The sequence below is a fragment of the Prauserella alba genome (genome assembly GCF_024171735.1).
In the GTDB taxonomy this organism is placed as follows: domain Bacteria; phylum Actinomycetota; class Actinomycetes; order Mycobacteriales; family Pseudonocardiaceae; genus Prauserella; species Prauserella alba.
Genome location: NZ_JAMTCH010000003.1, coordinates 464,815 through 486,750 on the forward strand (window position 1 = coordinate 464,815; position 21,936 = coordinate 486,750).

A 21,936-nucleotide genomic window follows, 5' to 3' on the forward strand; every position below is an offset into this window, starting at 1 on the left:
AGATTTGTAGGAAAACACAAAATCGGCCGGTCGTGGGCGCCTCGTTTCATGTCTGAGTGCCGTTGCCGAGGGCCGGGCCGGGCTGTCTACTGACAGGAGCAACCCGAGGCCCCGGAGTAGCACGGGGACCGGAGCGACGCAGTGACTGGAAGGAATCAGGGCAAACGGTGCGCGACGGACACCGACCTGGGTTTGGGACGACTGTCGAGGGAGTGTGCGCATGCGCCTGAATGTGACCGACAACGGCCGTCAGCGCCGGGCCGACGAGGAGATCCGCGAGGCGTCGGCGGGGAACGTGTGCCGCTGCACGGGATACGAGAAGATCCTCGACGCGGTGCTGTCGGCGGCGAGCGCGCGATGAGGATCATCGAGAACGCGGCGATCGCGACCGTCGACGCCCGGGGCACCGAGTACCGCAGCGGCCACGTCGTCGCCGACGGCGAGGTCCTCGTCGCCGTCGGGGAGGGCCCTGCGCCCGCCCAGTACACCGGAACCCGGGTCGACGGCTCCGGGTGTCTCGTCACGCCGGGGCTGATCAACACGCATCACCACCTGTACCAGTGGGCCACGCGCGGTTACGCCCCCGATTCGACGCTGTTCGACTGGCTCGTCGAGCTCTACCCCGTGTGGGGACGGCTCGACGCCGAGATCACCCACGCCGCAGCGTCCGCGGGTCTGGCGCGCCTCGCGCTCACCGGGTGCACCACGGTCGCCGACCACCACTACGTATTCCCGCGCGAGGGCGGCGATCAGCTGGCCGCTCTGGTGTCCGCGGTCGGCCGCGTCGGCGTGCGCGGTCACCTGGTGCGCGGATCGATGGACCGGGGCGAGTCCCACGGCGGGCTGCCGCCGGACCATCTCGTCGAAGACCTCGACGCAGCCCTCGCGGGTACCGAGGCGGCCATCGACGTCCACCACGATCCGTCGCCCGACGCGCGGGTTCGCATCGCCGTCGGCCCGTGCTCACCGTTCACCGTGACCGAGCGGCTCATGACCGAGGCCGCCGTCCTCGCGCGGCGCAAGGGCGTCCGGCTGCACACCCACCTGGCCGAGACGCTCGACGAGGAGCGGCAGTGCCTCGCCGAGTTCGGGTGCACGCCCGCGGAGTACGCCGAGAAACTCGGCTGGCTCGGCGACGACGTGTGGCTCGCCCACACCGTGCATCTCGCCGACGACGCGGTTCGCCGCATGGGTGCCACCGGCACCGGGTCGGCCCACTGCCCGACCTCGAACGGCAGACTCGGCACGGGCATCGCCCCGGCGCGCGGCCTGCTCGACGCGGGTGCACCCGTCGGCCTCGGCGTCGACGGCGCCGCGTCGAACGAATCCGGCGGGCTGGGCGAGGAGCTGCACCAGGCGTTGCTGCAGGCCCGTCAGCGGGGCGGCCCCGAAGCGCTGACCACCAGGCATGCGCTGTGGATGGGCACGATGGGCGGCGCCCGTTGCCTCGGCCGAGAGGGCGAACTCGGCTCGCTCGAACCCGGCAAGCTGGCCGACCTCGCCGTGTGGGACCTCGGCGGACTGCGCCACGCCGGCATCGACGACCCGGTCGCCGCGCTCGTGCTCGGCGCCACGCCCGAGGTGAAGTTGCTGCTGGTCGGCGGCGAGACCGTGGTCGCCGACGGGCGACTGCGGACCACCGACGAGGCAGCCGTGACCGCCGAACTCGGTGCCGCGAGCGGGAGGATGCGATGACGACGATCGGCGGCCACACCGCGGTGTCGGCCGCGAACGGGATCGGCACCAGCCCGGCGCGCCCGGACGGGACCAGGAAGGTGCGGCGCGAGTTCGCCTACTCGTCCGACCTGCGGCACGAGGACATGTTGTGGGGCGCGACGTTGCGCAGCCCGCATCCGCACGCGCGGATCACCGGCGTCGACATCTCGGCAGCCGTCGCCGTGCCCGGGGTGCACGCCGTGCTGACCCACGACGACGTGCCCGGGCTGAACCGTTACGGCCTCGAACACCCGGACCAGCCCGTGCTCGCAGCCGACGTGGTGCGCTATCGCGGTGAACCCGTCGCCGTCGTGGCCGCCGACCATCCGGAGACCGCGCAGCGGGCGGTGAAACTCATCGGCGTCGGCTACGACGTCCTCGACCCGGTGACCGACGCCGAGGACGTCGTGCACGGTGACGCCGCTGCGCTGCACCCCGGCGGGAACGTCGTGCGGCACGTGCCGATCCGGCGTGGGCGGCCTGCGAGGTTGTCACGCAGTACAGCCGAACTGCACCTGGACGGTGGCAAGCTCGCGTCCACGGCGGACGGGGTCCTGGCCGACCTCGTCGACGTGCTCGGCGAGGTCCAGTTCGACGAGACCGTCGAATGGCGGCACCGGCCCAACGAAGCGCTCGACCCCGAGACGGGCCAGGGCAACGCCCACGTGCAGTACGGGTTCGCCGCCCACGTGCAGTACGGGTTCGCCGCCCACGTGCAGTACGGGTTCGCCGCCCACCGCGCCGTCGTCGACGTGGACACCGAACTCGGCCTCGTCAAGGTGGTGTCACTGGACTGCCGGTGCGAGGCCCCGTGTTGCGGTTCCCGGGGGCCGTGTTGCAGGTTCCGGGGATCGTGTTGTGGTTCCGCGGGCGTGTGGTGCCCCGCGCGGGGCACCACTTCGGGAATCGTCGGCACACGAGTCGACAACACGGGCTCCGGAGCCGACAACATGGTCACGCGAATGCGCAACACGGTCCCCTGAAACGACAACACGGTCCCCTGAAACGACAACACGGTCCCCTGAAACGACAACACGGCCGCTGGGGGTGCGCTTATCTATTCGGCAGCAGGTTTCCGGCCTGTGCCGCCACGGCGCGGCCCGCGGCTTCGAGAGGTTCGGTGCTGCGCAGCGAGCGGCTGAGCACGAAGGCTCCTTCGAGGCTCGTCACGGTCGCGATCGCGAGGGCCCGCGCGTCCCGCCGGGACAGGCCGAAGGCGGCGTAGACCTCGGTGCCTTTGTCGAGCCAGGCCTCGAAGACCTCGGCGGTAGCCCGGCGCAGGCCGTCGTCGGTGCTGGCGACTTCGAGGGCGACCGTCGCGATGGGGCAGGCGTCGGCGTAGTCGGTCTCGACGAGGGTTTCGGCCGCACCCGCGAATGCGTCCTCGATGCCGGTGACCGGGTCGTCGGCGGAGGCGATGTAGATGTCGAACAGCGCCGCGTACGGCAGTCCCGCTTCGCGGATCACCTCGGTACCGAGCTGCTTCTTCCCACCGGGGAAGAAGTGATACAGCGACCCGAACGGCGCTTCGGCCCGCGAGACGATCTGTTTCAGGCCAGTGCCGGTGTAGCCGTTGCGACGGAACAGCTCGGCCGTCGCCGTCACGATCCGTTCCCGTGTGCTCGCCATGCGCCGCAGTCTACGCTACTCTCTCACTAGAGCGATCTATCTAGTGATGCTGGACCTGTCGAGAGGTGGGGCTTGTCGAGCAGCGCCGTGAAGGAGCAGGCATGACCGATGAATTACCGGGCGAATCCCGAACAGTGGAGCTTTCCGCCGGCGCCGTCGAGTACACCGACACCGGGGGTAGTGGCCCCGTTCTGGTGTTCCTACACGGCCCACTCATGAACGCGACGGTGTGGCGCAAGGTCGTCGCCGGGTTGCCGGGCGAGTACCGCTGCATCCTGCCGACGTGGCCGCTGGGCGCGCACCGGATCCCGATGCACGCCGACGCCGACCTGAGTCTGCGCGGACTCGGCCTCCTCGTCGGCGAGTTCCTCGAACGACTCGACCTGCATGACGTCACGCTCGTCCTCAACGACTGGGGCGGTGGGCAGATCCTGCTCACGGAGGGGCGCACCGAACGCCTGGCTCGCGTCGTACTGACCTCGTGCGAAGCGTTCGACAACTATCCGCCCGGCATCCCGGGGCGCCTGCTCGTCGTGCTGGCGAGAATCCCGGGCGGTATCGCCGCGTTGGTGCAGTTGTTGCGGTTCCGTGCGGTGCAGCGTGCGCCCGGCGGTTGGGGGTGGATGTCGAAACGGCCGGTTCCGCAGGACGTGGTGCGTGACTGGTTCACCCCGGCACGAACGCGCAAGGCCGTCCGCCGGGATCTTGTCCGCTACGGCCGTGGCGTCCCGTCGAAGGCGGAGCTACTGGAATGGGCCGAGGCGATGTCGTCGTTCGATCGCCCCGTGCTTGTCGTATGGGCGATCGAGGACAAGCTGATGCCCCGCGACCACGGGCCGCGACTGACGGAGCTGTTCCCGCAGGGCAAACTCGTCGAGGTGGCCGACAGTTACACGCTCATCCCTGAGGATCGGCCGGAACTGCTGGCGGCCACGCTCGGGGAATTCATCGCCGATACGCCGATCCCGCGCGCTCGGCGGTGACCTCAGTTCGCCGGATCGCCCGCCGTACCCTGCGTGCCCGGAGTGCCCTGCGGGCCCGCCGTGTCCTGCGTGCCTGCAGTGTCCTGCGTGCCTGGCGTGTCCGAGGGTTCCGACGCCGTCGCCGCGTCCGTAGTGGACCGTCGCACGCGGTCGCCGAACACGAGGTTCAGCACCACGGCGGCGAGGCAGCCTGCGCTGATGCCGGAGTCGAGCACGGTGCGCAGCGCGGAGGGGAAACCGGCGTAGAACTCGGGTGCGGCGATCGGGATGAGGCCGATGCCGAGCGCCGCGGCGACGATCGTGACGTTGGCGGGCCGCTCGAACGACGCCTTCGCCAGCGTCCGCAGGCCGGACACGGCGACGCTGCCGAACAGTACGAGCCCGGCACCGCCGAGCACGGGTTGGGGCACCAGGGCCACGATCCCGCCGGCCACCGGGAACATACCCAACAGGACGAGGATCAGCCCGCTCGCCGCCACGACGTACCGGCTCACCATGCGCGTCAGCGCGACGAGCCCGACGTTCTGCGCGAACGCCGTGCACGCGAAGCCGCCGAACAGGGTCGCCACGGCGGTGCCGAACCCGTCGGCGCGCAACCCGTCCGCGAGCGTGCGCTCGGAGGTGGGCCGGTCGACGATCTCGCCGAGGGCGAGCATGTCCGCGGTGCTCTCGGCCATGATCACCAGCGCCACGATCGCCATCGAGATGATCGCCGCGATGTCGAAGACCGGGGTGCCGAAATGGAACGGCGAGACGACGCCGAAGGCGGGCGCCTCCGCGAGTGTCGACGTGTCGACCTCGCCCAGTGGCCAAGCCACGAGCGTGCCCAGCACGAGACCCAGTAGCAGCGCGACCCGGCTCCAGAAGCCCGACAGGAACCGGTTGAACGCGAGGACCGCCACCAGCGTGATGCCCGCCAGCAGAAGATTCGTCCCGCTGGCCGACTCCTCCTGTTGCGAGATCCAGCCGACCGCCACCGGCAGCAGTGACACTCCGATGAGTGTGATGACCGTACCCGTGACGATCGGCGGGAAGAACCGGGTGAGCCGGGAGAAGAACGGCGCAGCCAGCACGATCAGCGCGCCGGCGACGAGCGTCGCACCGTAGACCACGCCGAGCGAGGCCTGCTGTCCGTGCTGTTCCACGATGGCCAGTACGGGTGCGACCGTTGCGAACGTCACGCCGTTCACCAGCGGAAGCCGGGCTCCGAACCGCCACACACCGAGTGTCTGCAGGAGCGTCGCCAGTCCGGCGGTCAGCAGGCTCGCGCTGATCAACAGGCTCAGTTGACCGGGGGAGAGGCCTACCGCCCCGCCGATGATCAGTGGTGGGGCGACGACGCCCGCGTACATGGCGGCGACGTGCTGCAGGCCACCGGCGATCAGTTGCGGCAGCGGCGGTTTCGTGTCGACGGGATGCACGGGAACGCTCCAAAGTGGTCGGTGGACCGGTGATGGTGACACCGTCGCCCGGTGCGGCCGTGGCGCGATGCGGCCTCGGTCGCGGGGCGGCGGTCGCGGGAATCCCGGCCGGTGACTCAGAACTCGGGCAGCGAGTACCAGGCGAGCCCGGCCGCGTCGGCGGGCTCGTCGTCCCGGAGCACGGTGCCTTCGATGAGGCCGTACGGGCGGTCGGCGGCGTGGAACACCTCGTTCTCGTTGGACAGTCCGAACGGGCTCAGATCCACGAGGAAGTGGTGCTTGTTCGGCATGGCCAACCGGATCTCGGCGACCTCGGGCCGTGCCTCGAGCACGGCTTCGCCCATCGCGTACAGGGTCTGCTGCAGCGACAGGCTGTGCTTCGTGGCGAACGTTTCGAGCAGCGTGCGGCGGATCTCGTCGAACGACCGGCTCCAGTCGACACCGCTCGTGGCCGAATAGCGCCAGCGTGCCGTGACGGCGGTCGCCAGAATCCGGTCGTCGGTCTCGGCGAGCGTGGTGTACCGGTCGCGCGGAAACCCGTGGAACTCCGAGCCCGTCGACTTCAGCACCGTCAGGCCGGTCAGGCCGGACACGACCCAGGCCTTGCCGTCCTGCAGCGTCACGGCCGTGGTGCGCTCCTCGCCACCGGGGCGGCTGAACGCGTGATCGTGCGGCGATCCGCCGACGTCGATGCGGTTCCACGCGTGCTCGGAGAGCAGCATGCGGGCACCGGTGATGTGCTCGAACGAGCCGGTGAAGTGTTCGGCGAGTCGCAGGGCGAAGTCCTCGATCTCGCCCACCCCGTCCTTGGCGAAGGCGTACACGGTGTTCTTCTGGGTGTCGGTGGCCACGACGTCGGCGTTGTCACCGGTCAGATGGGTGCGTTCCAGGCTGCCGCGCAGTGACGTCGACACCGTCAGGTCCCTGAGGTGGTGCACCGGTCCGTCCCGGTCGACGGTGACGAGCCTGACCTCGGCCTTGCCGTACTGGTTGGGTCCGAGCGTGATGCCCACGTGGAATCAGCTCCCTCGGTAGGTGGAGTAGGCGTACGGGCTCAGCAGCACGGGTACGTGGTGGTGTGCGGCCGGATCGGTGACGCGGAAGGCGACGGTCACCTCGGGCAGGAAGCAGCCCTCTCCCAGGTAGGACTCGGTGTCGAACACGAGCCGGTACACGCCCTCGGGCAGGGTGGCAGGTCCGAGATCGCGGACCCGGCCGTCGTCGTCGGTCGTGGCGGCCGCGATCGTCGACCAGTCGTCGTCGCGGGCGTCCAGGCGCACGGGAACGCCCGCGGCCGGGCGTCCGCGCGCGGTGTCGAGGACGTGCGTGGTCACGAGGCTCATGCGGTCACCGCTTTCCCTGCCGCAGCCGCGCGAACTCGACGAGTTCCGTCGCCCGCGATGCGCAGCGCGACGTCGGGATCGTTGCCGACGTCGAGGCGTCCGGTCAGCAGTGACCGGACGCGGTCAGGATCGGCCGAGTCGAACTCGGCCAGCCGGCGGTGGCTCATCCGTTGCAACGTAAGCGAGGCCCCTCAGTGCGTCAACATTTTGTTGAAATCGGTGCGCACGTAGGCCGCGGCCGGATATGGGCTGATGTGCCGCCGTCAGTCCTCGTCGACGTGCCGATCGCGGTTGAGGTAGTTGTACACCGTGAAGCGGGTGACGCCGAGCTGTTCGGCGACCGCCGCCACGGAGCGGCGCAGTTGGAATGCGCCCCGCTCGTCGAGGAGCCGCACCGCTCGCTGTTTCCCCGATCTGTCCAACTCGGACAGTCGCGTGCCGAGCTCGGCCTCGACCCGCCGCACGATGCCGTCCAGCACGCTGCCCGGTTCGGCCTCGTCCGGCTCGACGGTCGTCCCGGGCTGTTGCAGCCGCAGGGTGAGGCGGGTGGCGCCGCCGTCGAGCGCCGCGCGCGCGATCGCGGGCAGCGCGTCGAGCAGGACCTCCGAGTCCCCGCTGACCGAGGTGCCGAGCGGGCCGAAGTCCGTGTGCAGCCCCGCCGTCTCGGCCGCGGCCCGAGCCCGCACGGCGTGCTCCGGCGGCGCACCTTCCCCGTGGAAGGGTTCGCTGGTGAACTCGGCCTCCAGGTGTCCCACGAGGGGGAAGGTTACGTGGGGGTGCGGCGGGCGGGCCAGAATGGGCGCATGACCCCGGACCCCACACTGCACGGTCTGCAGTTCGACGCCCACCTTTCGACGCTGTTCACCGAGCTGCCGCTGCTCGAACGTCCCCGTGCGGCACGCGAGGCCGGCTTCGACGCCGTGGAGTGCTGGTGGCCGTTCGACACCGTGGCCGTGCCACCGGACCGGGAGGTCGACGCGTTCGTCTCGGCGATCACCGACGCCGGGGTGCGGCTGGTCAGCCTGAACTTCTTCGCGGGCGACATGGCGGCGGGTGACAGCGGGCTCGTGTCGTGGCCGGGCCGCGAGGCGGAGCTGGCCGACAGCGTGGAGGTGGCGCTCGACATCGCGCGGCGGCTCGGTACGCGGCGGTTCAACGCGCTGTACGGGAACCGGCTCGACGGTGTCCACCCTCAGGAACAGGACGAGGTCGCCGCCGCCACCCTCGACCGGCTGGCCGGTCGCGTCGGCGAGTTCGGCGGAAAGCTCGTGCTGGAGGCGTTGTCCGGCCGCCCGGCGTACCCGCTGACCACGACCGCCGACGCCGTGGCCGTCCTGGACCGCGTCGGCAGGCCCGAGCTCACCCTGCTCACGGACCTGTACCACCGTGCGGTCGTCGGCGACATCGACACGGTCGCCGAGCACGCCGCGCACACCGGGCACGTCCAGCTGGCCGATGCACCCGGCCGCCACGAACCGGGCAGCGGCACCAGCGACCTCGACCGCCGGCTCGCCGCGCTCGAGGCGGCGGGCTACGACGGGTTCGTCGGCCTCGAATACGTGCCCACCACGGACACGCTCACGTCGCTGGACTGGCTGCCGCGCGACCGTCGCGCCGGGCGCCGCTGAGCGGATGCGGGAGCCGCGACCGGGCGGTTCAGTGCACGTTGATCCACACGGCGACGGCGGTGTCGGCGCCGTCGTTGCTGATGCGGTGCGGTCGCGCCGACGGGAACCGGATGCCGTCGCCAGGGCCGAGTTCGTGGCGCACGCCGTCGATGTCGACGGTCAGCCGTCCGGCCGTCACGCTGCCCATCTCGTGGCCGGAGTGTCGCAGGTACTCGGCGTCCTGGCTCGACGTCGACCCCGGGGGATAGACGGTTTCGTACACCTCGGCACCCGGCATCGGCACGGGAGTGAGGCTCCGATACGTGACGCCGTTGCCGAGCGAGAGGACCGTGGTCGTGTCCGCGCGGGTGACCACGACCGCGTCGCCGGCGCCGGGCGCGCCCTCGTGCCGCGGTGACCCCGTTTCGTCCGGCGTGTCACCGGCCGCCGTCCCGTCCGCCGGTGACGCGTTCGGAGCCGTCCCTGCGGTCGTTGCGACGCCGGTGGCCGTCTCGCCGAACGCCGCGGACAGTGGCGCCTCCAGTGCCGACATGATCTGCAGCAGCCGGGTCACCGAGGGGCGCATGCGGCCGCGCTCGATCTGCGACAGCGCGCTCGGGCTGATCCCCAGTTCCGCCGACAGGGCGCGCAGGGACACGCCGCGCCCGGTGCGCAGCGACCGGATGCGGGCACCGAGGTGGGTGTCGTCGGCGGGGAGCACGGGTCGAATCTAGCGTGCCTGCTCCGGCGGCGGGCGCAGGCGCGGGATGGAGCCGCCGCGCGGGGCGGCCGCCGCAGGGTGTCCATCGCGCAGGCTTCACCGCGCAGTGCTCTTCATTGCACAGCGCCTTCGTTGCACAGCGCCTTCGTTGCACGGTCTGCCCGTCATCGTGCGGGGTCATCGCGGGCCGCGTGTGCGATCGGGGTGTTTACCTATGGCTTCACATGTGCTTGGCTGCACGTGGTCTTTCGGTGAGGAGGTGCGGGTATGGATCTGGTGTTCCACGCGGCACGTGCGGTGACGCCCGACGGTGAGCGTTCGTGCAGCGTCGGTGTGTCCGAAGGGCGCATCACGGCGGTCGAGGACTACGGCGCGCTCTCCGGGGACCGCGTGATCGAGCTGCGGGAGGACGAGGTCCTGCTGCCCGGGCTGGTCGACACCCACGTACACGTCAACGATCCCGGCCGCAGCGACTGGGAGGGCTTCGACACGGCCACCCGCGCGGCGGCAGCCGGGGGCGTCACCACGCTCGTGGACATGCCGCTCAACTGTCTGCCGCCGACCGTGGACGTGGCCTCACTCGACGTCAAACGCCGTGCGGCCGAGGGGCGCATCGCCATCGACGTGGGTTTCTGGGGCGGTGCCGTCCCCGGCAACCGCGGTGAGCTGCGGCCGCTGCACGATGCCGGCGTGTACGGGTTCAAGTGCTTCCTGCTGCACTCGGGCGTCGACGAGTTCGCCCCGCTCGACGAGGCAGGGCTCGAGGCGGCGATGCGCGAACTCGCCGAGTTCGACGGCCTGTTGATCGTGCACGCCGAGGACGCCGACACCATCGACGGCGCGCCCGCCGCGCACGGCCGCGCCTACACCGACTTCCTCGGCTCGCGGCCGAGCAGTGCGGAGAACACCGCGATCGCCCGGGTACTCGACCTCGCCCGCCGCACGGGCACGCGCGTGCACATCCTGCATCTGGCCACGGGCGACGCGGTGCCGCTGCTGGCGCAGGCGCGCGCCGACGGGGTGCGCGTCACCGCCGAGACCTGCCCGCACTATCTGAGTTTCGTCGCCGAGGAGATTCGCGACGGTGCGACCGAGTTCAAGTGCTGCCCGCCGATCCGTGAAGCGGGTAACCGCGAAGAGTTGTGGCGGGCGCTGGGCGACGGGGTGATCGACTGCGTCGTGACCGACCATTCCCCGTGCACTCCGGACCTGAAACGGTTCGACACCGGCGACTTCGGGGACGCCTGGGGCGGCATCGCGGGACTGCAGGTGGGCCTGGCCGCCGTGTGGACCGGGGCGAGGTCACGGGGATTCACCCTCGACGACGTCGTGCGGTGGATGGCGCAGGGACCCGCCGAGCAGGTCGGGCTGCCGCGGAAGGGACGCATCGCGGTCGGCTGCGACGCGGACTTCGCGGTGTTCGCACCCGACGATGCATTCGTCGTCGACAGGACCCGGCTCCAGCACCGCAACCCGGTGAGCGCCTACCACGACCGGGCGTTGGCGGGGGTCGTGCGCGCGAGCTGGCTTCGCGGCCGCGAGATCGACCTCGACCCGGCGGCCGAGCCGTTCGGTGAATTCCTGACCAGGGAGGACGCCGCTGCTCCCGTCCGGAGTGGACAGCGCTGACCGGGGCGGCCACGGCGCCGGTTCGGCCGGCGTCAGCCGAGTAGGGAGCGCAGCCGCCGGGTGCGCTCCTCCGGTGTCTGTTTCGGACAGCTGGCGCACTTCTGCCCGCCGGGGATGTCGTAGATCAGGCAGCACGAGGTCCGGCGCACCACCGGAGTGCCGCCGACCTCGGTGAACAGCGGCCGGGGCATCGGCGAGCCCGCGGCGACGATGCCGTCACCGAGCTCGCCCGCCAGCCGCATGGCCTCCGGTGCCGCGTCCGTTCGTGACCCCGCCCAGAGCAGGCGGTTGCCGACCGAGTCGGCCGCGATCGCCCACAACGACCGCGGTGTGGCTCCGCTGACCTCCGCGATCGCCTCGACGGCCGCGCCCAGCGCACGCGAGAACGCCGCCGCGAGATCCGGCATTCCACCGTCGAACGGCCGCACCGACCGTGAGTCGAGGATCCGGCCGTCGTGGTGAATCTCCAGCATCACCGCCTCCAGCGACGGATCCGCCGCCGTTCCGGTGTGGACCAGCGACTCCAGCGCGGGCGCCACGAGCATCGACGACGCCGAGTACCACCGGATCGTGCCGAGCACCCGCTCGCCGGCCGCGCCGTAGAGCCGGGCCGCACGCCGCAGGTCCGTCCGCAGCCAATCCCGGTCGGCCAGCACGCTCGCCGCCAGCTCGCTCACAGTTCCCTCCCACGCCGCAGGTCGGCGGTCGTCGTGGCCATGCCGTCGCGGTCCTACCGCTGCCCGACGGTACGCGCGGGGCCCATCCCTTTCCCGCGTCGTCCGCGCGGTCCCGTCATCCCTTTCGTCGCAGTACCGACACGTCGAACTCGACGGTGACCGCCGCGGTCCCGGTCAGCGCGTCGAGTTTCTCGCCGAGGCCGTCGCGGTGGAGGTGGTGGGCGTTCGGTCCCATGAGCACCAGTCTGCGCACCTCGTCGGCGTCGAACTCGGCGGTGTGCCGGGTCGTCTCCACCCCGGCGGGCTCGAAGAGGCCGGCGAGCGAGTCGGCGACCCGCTCGGTCTTGTCTCCGGCGATGTCGAGCAGTCCCAGGTCGGTGACGAGCTCGCGCAGATGGCCCGCGCCGGGTGTCGCCACGGCGAGCAGCCCACCGGGGCGCAGCACGCGGTGGAACTCCGCCGGATTGCGCGGCGCGAAGACGTCGAGCACGACGTCGGCGACCCCGTCGGCCACCGGCCACGGCTCCCACAAGTTCCACACCACGGCGCCGATCCGCGGGTGAGCCTTCGCCGCACGCCGCAGCGCGGGTGCCGACACGTCGAGCGCCAGCCCCCACGCGGACTCGGCGTCGTCGAGTACAGCGGCGAGGTAGTAGCCCGTGCCCGCTCCCGCGTCGACCACGAACTCCGGTTCCCCTGCCGACCGGGCGACCCCTGCGAGCAGCTCCGCGAGCGGCGCGTACCGGCCCGAGGCCAGGAAGTCCGCTCGCGCGGCGACCATGTCGCTCGTGTCGGCGGTGCCGGCGTCCACGCCTGCCCTGAGCAGGTTGACGTAGCCCTGCTTGGCGATGTCGAACGAGTGGCCACGCCCGCAGCGCAGCGACCGGCCTTCCGGATGCAGCTGCTCCGAGCACACGGAGCAGCGCAGTGCGCCCACGACGGCGGGCGGCAACGAGCGCGGGTCGTTCCGAGTGGTCACACGCCTATTCGACCACGACGTTTCGCAACCGGACGTATCTCCCCCTGATGGCGGAAACGCAGAAGTAACAATCACGACGAATCGCTTCACGCACCCGAAACGTCGGGATCCATTCGGCGCAACACGGCTTTCCGATGCTGTCCCGCAATCGCGAGTTCGGCTGCCTGCTCTCTTAAGGAGGAGAAGCGTGGAAGGGAATACCGCCTGGTTGCTCACCAGTGCTGCGCTGGTGCTGCTCATGACGCCGGGGTTGGCGTTCTTCTACGGCGGCATGGTCCGCTCGAAGAGCGTGCTCAACATGCTGATGATGTGTTTCGGCTCCATGGGCCTCATTTCCGTGCTGTGGGTCGTCTACGGCTACTCGATGAGCTACGGCGAGACGGTCGGCGGTGTCGTCGGCAACCCGTTCGAGATGCTCGGCCTCTCCGGTCTGATGACGCCGGAGGGAGACCCGACGGCGGGCACGGTCGACGTGGCCTTCCAGGCGATGTTCGCGATCATCACGGTCGCGCTGATCGCCGGTGCCGTCGCCGACCGCATGAAGTTCGGCGCCTGGATGCTGTTCGGCGGCCTGTGGGCCACGCTCGTCTATTTCCCGGTGGCGCACTGGGTGTGGGGCACCGGCGGCTGGATCGACGAGCTGGGCGCCCTCGACTTCGCGGGTGGTACGGCGGTGCACACCAACGCGGGTGCCGCCGCACTCGGCCTGGTCCTGGTGCTCGGCAAGCGTGCCGGCTGGCCGAGGGAGCCGATGAAGCCGCACAACCTGCCCTACGTGATGCTCGGTGCCGGCCTGCTGTGGTTCGGCTGGTTCGGATTCAACGCCGGTTCTGCCTACGCCGCCGACGGCGTCGCGGGCATCGCCTTCATCAACACCGTGACCGCCACCGCCGCCGCGATGCTCGGCTGGCTGTTGCTCGAACGCATTCGTGACGGCAAGCCCACCAGCCTCGGTGCCGCCTCCGGTGTCGTCGCGGGCCTGGTCGCCATCACGCCCGCCTGTGCCTACGTCGACACGTGGGGCGCGCTGGCCATCGGCACGATCGCCGGTGTCGTCTGCGCCGCCGCCGTCGGCCTCAAGTACCGCTTCGGCTACGACGACTCGCTCGACGTCGTCGGGGTGCACCTCGTGGGTGGCCTGATCGGCACGATCATGCTCGGTTTCGTGGCCACCGCGAGCGTGGTCCCGGACGGCGAGGGCGTCGACGGTCTGTTCTACGGCGGCAGTGTCGATCTGCTGGGCAAACAGGTGCTGTCGGTGGTCGTCGTCATGATCTACTCCGGGATCATCGCCGCGATCCTCGGCTTCGTCGTCAAGGCGGTCACGGGCGGCCGTGTCTCGACCGAGGACGAGGTCGCGGGTATCGACGAGGCCGAGCACGCCGAATCGGCCTACGACGTCGCAGGCAGTCGCGGCGGCCGTCCGACGTCGGCGGGCAGTGGCATGGCGAGCTCGGCCAAGAAGCTGGAGGAGTCCAACTCATGAAGCTGATCACCGCCGTCATCAAACCCTTCACCCTCGACGACGTCCGTTCGGCGCTGGAACAGCTCGGCGTGCTCGGCATGACCGTCAGCGAGGTCCAGGGCTACGGCAGGCAGAAGGGCCACACCGAGGTCTACCGCGGCGCCGAGTACGCCGTCGACTTCGTGGCGAAGCTGAAGGTCGAGGTCGTGACCGACGACGCCAATGTGGACAAGGTCATCGACGCCGTGGCCGGCGCGGCCCACACCGGCAAGATCGGTGACGGGAAGGTGTGGGTCACCTCGGTCGACACCGTCGTGCGGGTCCGCACCGGCGAGCGCGGCGCGGATGCCCTCTAGGCGCGCGAGGTGGTCGCAGGGGGACTCGTCGAGGCGGTCGAGCGGCTGCTGGAAGGCCGGCACGGCAGGCTCGGTGCCGCGGCACTGCGCACCGCGCTGGTCGATCTGCACGAGTTCTGGCTGAGCAAGGCCGCAGCGGCGGCCGGCGCCGACGTCACCGGTTCGCTACCGGACGGCGTCGCGCTGGTCGCCGTCGGCGGCCTCGGCCGCAGGGAACTCGTGCCGTTCGCCGACCTCGACCTGGTGTTGCTCCACAATGGACATCCGGAGATCGGCGAGATCGCGGATGCGCTCTGGTACCCGCTGTGGGACGCGCGTATCGGCCTCGACCATTCCGTGCGCACTCCCGCAGAGGCGCTGAAGGTCGCCTCGGCGGACCTGCGCACGGCGACGGGACTGCTGGACGGGCGGTTCGTCGCCGGTGATGCCGCACTGGCGTCCCGGCTGGTGGCCGCCGCCCGTGAACAGTGGCGGCGCACCGCGAGGAAACGCGTTCCCGAGCTCGTCGCCTCGACCAGGGAGCGCTGGCAGCGCAGCGGGGAGATCGCCCAGTCGTCGGAACCGGACCTCAAGCACGGGCGCGGCGGCCTGCGGGACCTCGGACTGCTGGACGCGTTCGCCGTCGCCCAGGTGGCCGACCGGCCGGGGGAGGAGGTCACCGCCGCCCGGGAACTGCTCCTGGACGTGCGGACCGAACTGCGCCGCACGGCGCGCCGCGGCCGGGACGTGCTCGGCGCGGCGGACGCGGCCGTCGTGGCGTCGGAACTCGACTTCGGCGACCGGTTCACCCTGGCCCGGAGACTCTCCGGGGCGGGAAGGGCGGTCGCCTACGCCGTCGACGTCGCATTCAGGGCGGCAGATCCGCCGAAAGGCCGATTCGGCAGGAAACCGCAGCGTTCACCGTGCGGTGACGGCGTCGTGCTGCACGGCGACGAGGTGGCACTCGCGCGCGACGCCGTGCCGGCGCGGGATCCCGGACTGTTGTTACGCGTCGGGGCCGCGTCGGCGCGGACGGGCAGGCCGATCGCGCACGGCACGCTGCGCACGCTCGCGGACTCGGCACCCGAACTGCGCGCGCCGTGGCCGGAGGCTGCCCGCAGGGCGCTGACGGAACTGCTCGGTGCCGGTGCCGGGCTCGTCGACGCCGTGGAGGCCCTCGACCGGACCGGACTGTGGGCGCGGCTGCTGCCCGAGTGGGGTGCGGTCCGCGACCTGCCGCCGCGGGAGCCGGTGCACGCATGGACCGTCGACCGGCACCTCGTGCAGACGTGTGTCGAGGCCGCGGGACTGACCGACACGGTCGCACGCCCGGACCTGCTGTTGCTGGGGGCGCTGCTGCACGACATCGGCAAGGGCCGCGCGGCCGACCATTCCCAACTCGGTGCGGAGATCGCCGGGCACGTGGCCGTCCGTATCGGACTGTCCGAACGCGACACCGCGTTGCTCGTCGGCATGGTCCGGCACCACCTGCTGCTGCCGGCCACGGCCACGCGCCGCGACATCAGCGAACCCGAGACCGTCGAACGTGTCGCCAAGACCATCGACGGCGATCCGGTGCTGCTCGAACTGCTGCACGCGCTGACGAAGGCCGACTCGCTCGCGACGGGACCCGGCGTGTGGACCGACTGGAAGGCGGGCCTGGTGGCCGAGCTGGTGAGCCGCACCCGCACCCTGCTCACCGGCAGGGCCCTGCCGGAACCGGACGTCGTCGACGCGGCCTGTCGGGAGCTGGTCGCCGACGCGGTCCGCACCGGGAGGGGACAGGTCACCGTGGCCGCGGACCGCAGACAGGACAGGACCGTCACGGTCGTGTTCGCCGTGCCCGCAGGTGCCGAGCTGCTCACCCCGGCCGCGGGGGTACTCGCGCTCAACTCCCTCGAGGTGCACACCGCGACGCTGCACACGGTGAGACCGGACGGTCACGAACCGGAGGCTCACCCGGTGGGCGGGACCGGCGGCGGCCGATCCGCGGACGGCAGGGTCGGCGTGTTCACCGCGTCGCCGCGGTTCGGCACGCCGCCCGATCCGGCGCTGCTGCGGGACCAGTTCGCACGCGCGGTCTCCGGTGGGCTCGCCCTGACGGAGAGGCTCGCCGAGAAGGAACGGGCCTACGGAGGTGCCGCTGCGGGGCCCGTGTCGCCGAAGGTGCTGTGGTTCGACGACGAGGCGGCCGGTCCGGCGACGGTCGTGGTCGAGCTGCGAGCCATGGACCGTATCGCCCTCCTGCACCGGGTGGCCGGCGCGCTGCGGCGCTGCGACGCCGAGGTGCGCTGGGCTAAGGCCGAGACGCTCGGTGACCGGGTGGTCGACGCGTTCGCCGTCACGCCGCGGAGCGGCACCCTCGACGCCGCCTGGCGCGAGCGCCTCGAACAGGACCTCCTCGCGGCAGCGGGCTGACAGCGGGTCACCGCCGTCCGCCACGGCTCCGCCGGTCCGCCACAGCTCTGCAGTTCGGCACGGCTCCGCCGGTCCGCCACAGCTCTGCCGGGAAGCGGCCTTGCGGTGCTGTGCGCTGGGATTTCGGGGAAATCCTCACCCGGCGGGCAGGATCACCCAGTCGCGGGTTGAGTAGCTCTACTCAGCCCGATTCCGGTGTCTTCACGCTGCCGCGCGTCCCCATGGAAGCCGCATGCTGGGACGCAGCTCGGGCACATCGGTGCCGAAGCGGTGAGGTTCGCCTGGTGCTGGGGGTCTGGCGAACAGGCCGACCAGGGCGCCGAGTGCCCGAGAAGAGACGCCGCCCGGCCGGGCGAGGGGGATCTGTGGGGGACAGACCGGCCGGGCGGCCCCTCGGCCATCGGCGGCCAGTACCCTGGGATGTCGTCGGCGCAGTGAGCCGGCGCCAGGAACCACGAACTGCTGGAGCGTGCACCCCGTGTTCGACACCCTCTCGGATCGGCTCACCTCGGTCCTGCAGAACCTCCGCGGCAAGGGCAAGCTCTCCGACGCCGACATCGACGCCACGGCACGCGAGATCCGCATCGCGTTGCTCGAGGCCGACGTCGCGTTGCCCGTGGTGCGGGAGTTCATCAAGCACGTCAAGGAGCGCGCGAAGGGCGCCGAGGTCTCCGAGGCGCTGAACCCTGCGCAACAGGTCATCAAGATCGTCAACGAGGAGCTCGTCGGCATCCTCGGCGGCGAGACGCGGCGGGTGAACCTCGCGAAGAACCCGCCGACCGTGATCATGCTCGCCGGCCTGCAGGGCTCCGGTAAGACGACGCTCGCGGGCAAGCTGGCCACGTGGCTGAAGCAGCAGGGGCACGCGCCGATGCTGGTGGCGTGCGACCTGCAGCGGCCGAACGCCGTGACCCAGCTGCAGGTGGTCGGTGAGCGCGCGGGTGTCACGACTTTCGCGCCCCAGCCGGGCAACGGTGTGGGCGACCCGGTCGACGTCGCCAAGCGCAGCATCGAAGAGGCCCGCCACGCGCAGCACGACGTGGTCGTCGTCGACACGGCGGGCCGGCTCGGTGTGGACGAGGAGCTGATGCAGCAGGCCGCCGACATCCGGGACGCGGTCCAGCCGGACGAGACGCTGTTCGTCGTCGACGCGATGATCGGCCAGGACGCCGTGACGACCGCCGAGGCGTTCCGCGACGGTGTCGGGTTCACCGGTGTCGTGCTGACCAAGCTCGACGGCGACGCCCGCGGTGGTGCGGCGCTGTCGGTGCGGCAGGTGACCGGCGAGCCGATCCTGTTCGCCTCAAACGGGGAGAAGCTCGAGGACTTCGACGTCTTCCACCCCGACCGCATGGCCAGCCGCATCCTCGGCATGGGCGACATGCTGACCCTGATCGAGCAGGCCGAGCAGGCGTTCGATCAGGAGAAGGCCGAGCAGGCGGCGTCCAAACTGGGAACCGGCGACATGACGCTCGAGGACTTCCTCGAGCAGATGCAGGCCGTCCGCAAGATGGGCCCGATCGGCAACCTGCTGGGCATGCTGCCCGGTGCCGGGCAGATGAAGGACCAGCTCTCGCAGGTCGACGACTCGCAGATCGACCGGCTCCAGGCGATCATCCGCGGCATGACGCCCGCCGAGCGGGAGAACCCGAAGATCATCAACGCGTCCCGGCGGCAGCGCATCGCCAACGGTTCCGGTGTCGCGGTGCGTGAGGTCAACGACCTCGTCAACCGCTTCTACGAGGCCCGCAAGATGATGCAGCAGATGGCGGGCCGGTTCGGCTTCGGCGGTGGCGGTGGCAGCGCCACGAAGAAGCAGAAGAAGGGCCGTAAGAACAAGAAGGGCAAGAACAGCAAGGGGCAGCAGAAGCAGAAGATGCCCGGCGGTTTCCCCGGTATGCCGCCCGGTGGCATGCCCGGCAGCGGGGGAGGCGGCATGCCCGACGTGTCGCAGCTCGGCGGTGGGCTCAACGACCTGCCGCCCGGATTCGATCCGTCCAAGCTGAAGCTGCCGAAGAACAAGTAGCCGCCCATGTTCCACATTCGCGGTGTCGTGCTGCCCGACGGGCGGCAGCAGGACCTCTGGATCGAGGGTGACCGGATCTCGCTGACACCGGTGGAGGGCGCGCGCACCCTCGACGGTGCGTTCGTGGTTCCCGGGCTGGTCGACGCGCACTGTCATCCCGGCATCGGCGTCGACGGCCCGGTCGCCCTCGACGAGGCCGCTGCGCAGGCCGAGACCGATCGTGATGCCGGCACCCTGCTCATCCGTGACTGCGGCGTGCCCATCGACACCCGCCCGTTGCAGCGGCGCGACGACCTGCCACGGATTATCCGTAGCGGTCAGCACATCTCGCTGCCCAAGCGCTACATCCCGAACCTCGGCCTCGATCTCGACCATCCGGAGCAGCTGCCGGACGCGGTGACCGAGCAGGCGCTCGCGGGCGACGGCTGGGTGAAGCTCGTCGGTGACTGGATCGACCGTGGCGTCGGGGATCTCGCGCCGCTGTGGCCGGACGACGTGCTGGCCGACGCCGTGAAGGCCGCCCACGACGCCGGTGCGCGCGTGACGGCGCACGTGTTCGGCGAGGCGGCGCTGCCCGGGCTCATCGACGCCGGGATCGACTGCCTCGAGCACGGCACGGGTCTCGATCGCGAGCTCCTCGACCGGATGGCGGCACAGGGCACGGCCCTGGTTCCCACGCTGATCAACATCGAGAACTTCCCGGGCATCGCCGACCAGGCGGCCAAGTACCCGACGTACGCGGCGCACATGCGGGCACTGCACGCGGGGGTCGGTGACATGATCGGCGAGGCGATCGACGCAGGCGTCGACATCTACGCGGGCACCGACGCGGGTGGCATGGTCGCCCACGGCAAACTGCCCGACGAGGTGTCCGCACTGCACCACGCGGGAATGCCGGCGGAGCGGGCGCTGGGTGCGGCGTCCTGGGCGGCCCGCGCCTGGCTCGGCTACGACGGCATCGACGACGGTGCCCCTGCCGATCTCGTGGTGTTCGATGCCGATCCCCGTGAGGATCTCGACGTCCTCCGCCGTCCCGGGCACATCCTGCTCCGGGGACGACTCGTCGGCTGACGTCCGCCGGGCGGTCGTGACGACGCGAGCACGCACAGTAGGCTCGCGGCGGTTTGTCGGCTGAACGCGGGGGAGGACCAGCGTGGCGGTACCGAATCCGGGAGAGCCGGTGCCCGGCGACCGGAGTCCGGCGAGTCTGCCACGGCCGCGGTGGGGGTTCGGTGCGTTCCTGCTCGTCGAGGCCGTACTGCTGGCCTCGGCCGCGTTGATCGGCGCCATCCTGCACAGCGGCGGCGGTGCCATGTCGGTGCGCAACGTGCTCATCGGAACGATGCTGCCCACGGTGATCGCGGCGGGGACAGCGTTGGCCATCACGAAGGTCCGTGGCAACGGCCCGCTGGCCGACCTCAGCCTGTCGTGGTCCATCAGCGATGTGAAGCTCGGTATCAAGCTGGGCGCCGTGGGCCTGGTCGTGACCAGTGTCGGGGCGTGGGTCTGGACCGAGATCGTCGGCGAACGCAACGCTCAGTCCGCGATCAGTGCGCTCGTCGAGGGACAGCCGATGTCGCTGCAGGCGGCCATCGTGATGTTCCTCTACCTGTGGCTGCTCGGGCCGATCTGCGAGGAGATCATCTACCGCGGCCTGCTCTGGAGCGCCACGGAACGACTGGAGTGGCGCAAGGAGAAATGGGGCAGGGTCGCGGCGTTCGTCCTGTCGACCGCGGTGTTCGCCGTCAGCCACCTCGAACCGCTGCGCACGACGTTGCTGCTGGTCATTTCGATTCCCATCGGCCTGGCACGCCTGATCACCGGGCGACTGCTCGGCAGCATCGTGGCCCACCAGATGAACAACTTCCTGCCCGCCGTGGCGATCCTGCTGACGGCGCTGGGCGTCGTCGAGGCCTGAACCGCTAGAGGGCCTGGACCAGCAGGTGGGTCGCGAGCCCGAGACCCGCGAGCGCGATGCCGATCCGCAACGGGCGTTCCGGCAGCCGCCGCACCAGCATCGGACCCAGCCACGCGCCGAGGAACGATCCGGCCGCCAGCGAGACCGCCGCCGTCCAGTTCACCGGCGCGAGGATCGCGAACGCGATGGCGGCCGTGCCGTTCGCCGCGCCGCTGGCGATGTTCTTGAGCGCGTTGGCCACGGGCAGCCGGTCCGGCAACGAGATCGACAGCACCGCGAGCATCATGATGCCCGCACCCGCCCCGAAGTAGCCGGAGTAGATCGTCACGGCGACGAACGCCGCCGCGAACCCGGCACCGGGGGAGCGCTCGCGGCCCCGCCGTGCCGCGCGGATGTCCGCGGCCTGCCGGAGGCGGTCGCGTAACAGGAGCAGCACCGAGCCGAGCGCGATCAGCCACGGTACGACGACTTCGAACGTGTCGGCGGGTGTCGTCAGCAGCAGCGCGGCACCGGCGGAACCGCCGACGGTCGCCGCGGCGACGATCTTGCCGAGCCTGCGGCCCTGGCCACGGAGCTCGTGACGGGAACCGCCCGCGGCGCCGAGGGTCGTCGCCAGCATCGCCACGGTGTTGGTCATGTTCGCCGTCAGCGGCGGCAGCCCCGCGGCGAGCAGCGCCGGGTAGCTGAACAGCGACGCCAGGCCCGCCACCGACGACGCCAGTCCTGCCGCCACCCCCGCTCCGGAGAGCAGTGCCACCGAGGTGACGTCCACGTGCGATCCTCTCGTCGTCGTCGGCCCGGCTCCGGAAACGGTGTCGCGGCCCCCGCCGCGCGCAGGTGCCCGCCGGGTCCGGACCGCGCAGGCCGGCTCACGCCGCGGTGCCGGTACGGCCCGCACCGCAGTCTTCTCGGCCGCCGCCGGGCCTCGGGAGGGGAGCCCGTCGCAGGTGACGTACCTCGCTCTGGCAAAATGGTGGCTTGCCCGCTCCGAACGGGCCCTCTCACCGTGTCGGAGCGATACACAGACCTGCGGGCATCGCCGATCCGCTCCCCACTCGGGGGTGGTGCC

The 21,936-nt window shown here is 71.0% G+C and carries 20 protein-coding genes and 2 pseudogenes; 12 read left to right on the forward strand and 10 right to left on the reverse strand.

Going from position 1 to position 21,936, the window contains the following annotated elements:
* Positions 1-253: 253 nt before the first annotated feature.
* From LY12_RS01990 to LY12_RS02000, 3 genes and pseudogenes are all read left to right on the forward strand, one after another.
* Positions 254-361: pseudogene (locus LY12_RS01990) on the forward strand (2Fe-2S iron-sulfur cluster-binding protein); the annotation flags it as partial.
* Positions 358-1,695 carry an 8-oxoguanine deaminase gene (locus tag LY12_RS01995; protein ID WP_253852947.1) on the forward strand — a complete coding sequence of 446 codons (1,338 nt, stop codon included), beginning with the start codon at positions 358-360 and terminating at the stop codon, positions 1,693-1,695. The pseudogene LY12_RS01990 and the gene LY12_RS01995, both read left to right, overlap by 4 nt.
* Positions 1,692-2,192 (forward strand): annotated as a pseudogene (locus LY12_RS02000) (xanthine dehydrogenase subunit D); the annotation flags it as partial. The gene LY12_RS01995 and the pseudogene LY12_RS02000, both read left to right, overlap by 4 nt.
* Positions 2,193-2,769: 577 nt before the next feature.
* Here the strand turns inward: LY12_RS02000 and LY12_RS02005 are convergent.
* Positions 2,770-3,345: a TetR/AcrR family transcriptional regulator gene (locus LY12_RS02005; RefSeq protein ID WP_253852948.1), complete on the reverse strand. Its 576-nt coding sequence runs from the start codon at positions 3,343-3,345 to the stop codon at positions 2,770-2,772.
* Positions 3,346-3,446: 101 nt separating this feature from the next.
* On the opposite strand from LY12_RS02005, the gene LY12_RS02010 reads away from it, so the two are divergent.
* Complete coding sequence (locus tag LY12_RS02010) at positions 3,447-4,328, forward strand: alpha/beta fold hydrolase (RefSeq protein ID WP_253852949.1); 882 nt, start codon at positions 3,447-3,449, stop codon at positions 4,326-4,328.
* Positions 4,329-4,330: 2 nt separating this feature from the next.
* On the opposite strand, the gene LY12_RS02015 is transcribed toward LY12_RS02010, so the two are convergent.
* From LY12_RS02015 to LY12_RS02035, 5 genes are all read right to left on the reverse strand, one after another.
* Positions 4,331-5,749, reverse strand: coding sequence for a nucleobase:cation symporter-2 family protein (locus tag LY12_RS02015; RefSeq protein ID WP_253852950.1), 1,419 nt, complete (start codon positions 5,747-5,749; stop codon positions 4,331-4,333).
* A 116-nt stretch (positions 5,750-5,865) separates the two neighbouring features.
* Positions 5,866-6,762, reverse strand: a complete 897-nt coding sequence (pucL, locus tag LY12_RS02020; protein ID WP_253852952.1) for a factor-independent urate hydroxylase — start codon at positions 6,760-6,762, stop codon at positions 5,866-5,868.
* A 6-nt stretch (positions 6,763-6,768) separates the two neighbouring features.
* Positions 6,769-7,092, reverse strand: a complete 324-nt coding sequence (gene uraH, locus LY12_RS02025; protein WP_253852953.1) for a hydroxyisourate hydrolase — start codon at positions 7,090-7,092, stop codon at positions 6,769-6,771.
* The gene (locus LY12_RS02030) at positions 7,089-7,259 is read right to left on the reverse strand and encodes a hypothetical protein (RefSeq protein ID WP_253852954.1); all 171 of its coding nucleotides are present in this window, start codon (positions 7,257-7,259) and stop codon (positions 7,089-7,091) included. The genes uraH and LY12_RS02030 overlap by 4 nt, the downstream gene beginning before the upstream one ends.
* A 96-nt stretch (positions 7,260-7,355) precedes the next feature.
* Positions 7,356-7,847, reverse strand: a complete 492-nt coding sequence (locus LY12_RS02035; RefSeq protein ID WP_253852955.1) for a helix-turn-helix domain-containing protein — start codon at positions 7,845-7,847, stop codon at positions 7,356-7,358.
* 48 nt (positions 7,848-7,895) lie between these two features.
* Here LY12_RS02035 and LY12_RS02040 point away from each other — a divergent pair, with 48 nt between their 5' ends.
* A complete protein-coding gene (locus LY12_RS02040; protein WP_253852956.1) occupies positions 7,896-8,720 on the forward strand; it encodes a hydroxypyruvate isomerase family protein in 825 nt (274 codons plus the stop codon).
* A gap of 28 nt (positions 8,721-8,748) precedes the next feature.
* On the opposite strand, the gene LY12_RS26025 is transcribed toward LY12_RS02040, so the two are convergent.
* Entirely contained in the window at positions 8,749-9,420 is a 672-nt protein-coding gene (locus tag LY12_RS26025) for a helix-turn-helix domain-containing protein (protein ID WP_253852957.1), read from the reverse strand.
* Positions 9,421-9,687: 267 nt separating this feature from the next.
* Here LY12_RS26025 and allB point away from each other — a divergent pair, with 267 nt between their 5' ends.
* Complete coding sequence (gene allB / locus LY12_RS02050; protein ID WP_253852958.1) at positions 9,688-11,049, forward strand: allantoinase AllB; 1,362 nt, start codon at positions 9,688-9,690, stop codon at positions 11,047-11,049.
* 32 nt (positions 11,050-11,081) lie between these two features.
* On the opposite strand, the gene LY12_RS02055 is transcribed toward allB, so the two are convergent.
* Both LY12_RS02055 and LY12_RS02060 read right to left on the reverse strand, forming a co-directional pair.
* A complete protein-coding gene (locus tag LY12_RS02055; protein WP_253852959.1) occupies positions 11,082-11,726 on the reverse strand; it encodes a (2Fe-2S)-binding protein in 645 nt (214 codons plus the stop codon).
* A gap of 115 nt (positions 11,727-11,841) precedes the next feature.
* A complete protein-coding gene (locus tag LY12_RS02060; RefSeq protein WP_301301990.1) occupies positions 11,842-12,678 on the reverse strand; it encodes a putative RNA methyltransferase in 837 nt (278 codons plus the stop codon).
* 214 nt (positions 12,679-12,892) lie between these two features.
* Between LY12_RS02060 and LY12_RS02065 the strand changes: the two genes are divergently transcribed.
* From LY12_RS02065 to LY12_RS02090, 6 genes are all read left to right on the forward strand, one after another.
* Positions 12,893-14,191 carry an ammonium transporter gene (locus LY12_RS02065; protein ID WP_253852961.1) on the forward strand — a complete coding sequence of 433 codons (1,299 nt, stop codon included), beginning with the start codon at positions 12,893-12,895 and terminating at the stop codon, positions 14,189-14,191.
* On the forward strand, positions 14,188-14,526 hold the full coding sequence (locus LY12_RS02070; RefSeq protein WP_253852962.1) for a P-II family nitrogen regulator: 339 nt from the start codon (positions 14,188-14,190) through the stop codon (positions 14,524-14,526). Before LY12_RS02065 ends, LY12_RS02070 begins: the two co-directional genes overlap by 4 nt.
* 9 nt (positions 14,527-14,535) lie before the next feature.
* Positions 14,536-16,923 carry a [protein-PII] uridylyltransferase gene (locus LY12_RS02075; RefSeq protein WP_253852963.1) on the forward strand — a complete coding sequence of 796 codons (2,388 nt, stop codon included), beginning with the start codon at positions 14,536-14,538 and terminating at the stop codon, positions 16,921-16,923.
* Between the two features lie 478 nt (positions 16,924-17,401).
* Positions 17,402-18,949: a signal recognition particle protein gene (gene ffh, locus LY12_RS02080; RefSeq protein ID WP_253852964.1), complete on the forward strand. Its 1,548-nt coding sequence runs from the start codon at positions 17,402-17,404 to the stop codon at positions 18,947-18,949.
* Between the two features lie 6 nt (positions 18,950-18,955).
* The gene (locus LY12_RS02085) at positions 18,956-20,020 is read left to right on the forward strand and encodes an amidohydrolase family protein (protein ID WP_253852965.1); all 1,065 of its coding nucleotides are present in this window, start codon (positions 18,956-18,958) and stop codon (positions 20,018-20,020) included.
* An 82-nt stretch (positions 20,021-20,102) separates the two neighbouring features.
* A complete protein-coding gene (locus tag LY12_RS02090) occupies positions 20,103-20,867 on the forward strand; it encodes a CPBP family intramembrane glutamic endopeptidase (RefSeq protein ID WP_372493424.1) in 765 nt (254 codons plus the stop codon).
* Positions 20,868-20,871: 4 nt separating this feature from the next.
* Here the strand turns inward: LY12_RS02090 and LY12_RS02095 are convergent, their stop codons facing one another.
* Positions 20,872-21,639, reverse strand: a complete 768-nt coding sequence (locus LY12_RS02095; RefSeq protein WP_253852966.1) for a sulfite exporter TauE/SafE family protein — start codon at positions 21,637-21,639, stop codon at positions 20,872-20,874.
* Between the last annotated feature and the right edge of the window lie 297 nt (positions 21,640-21,936).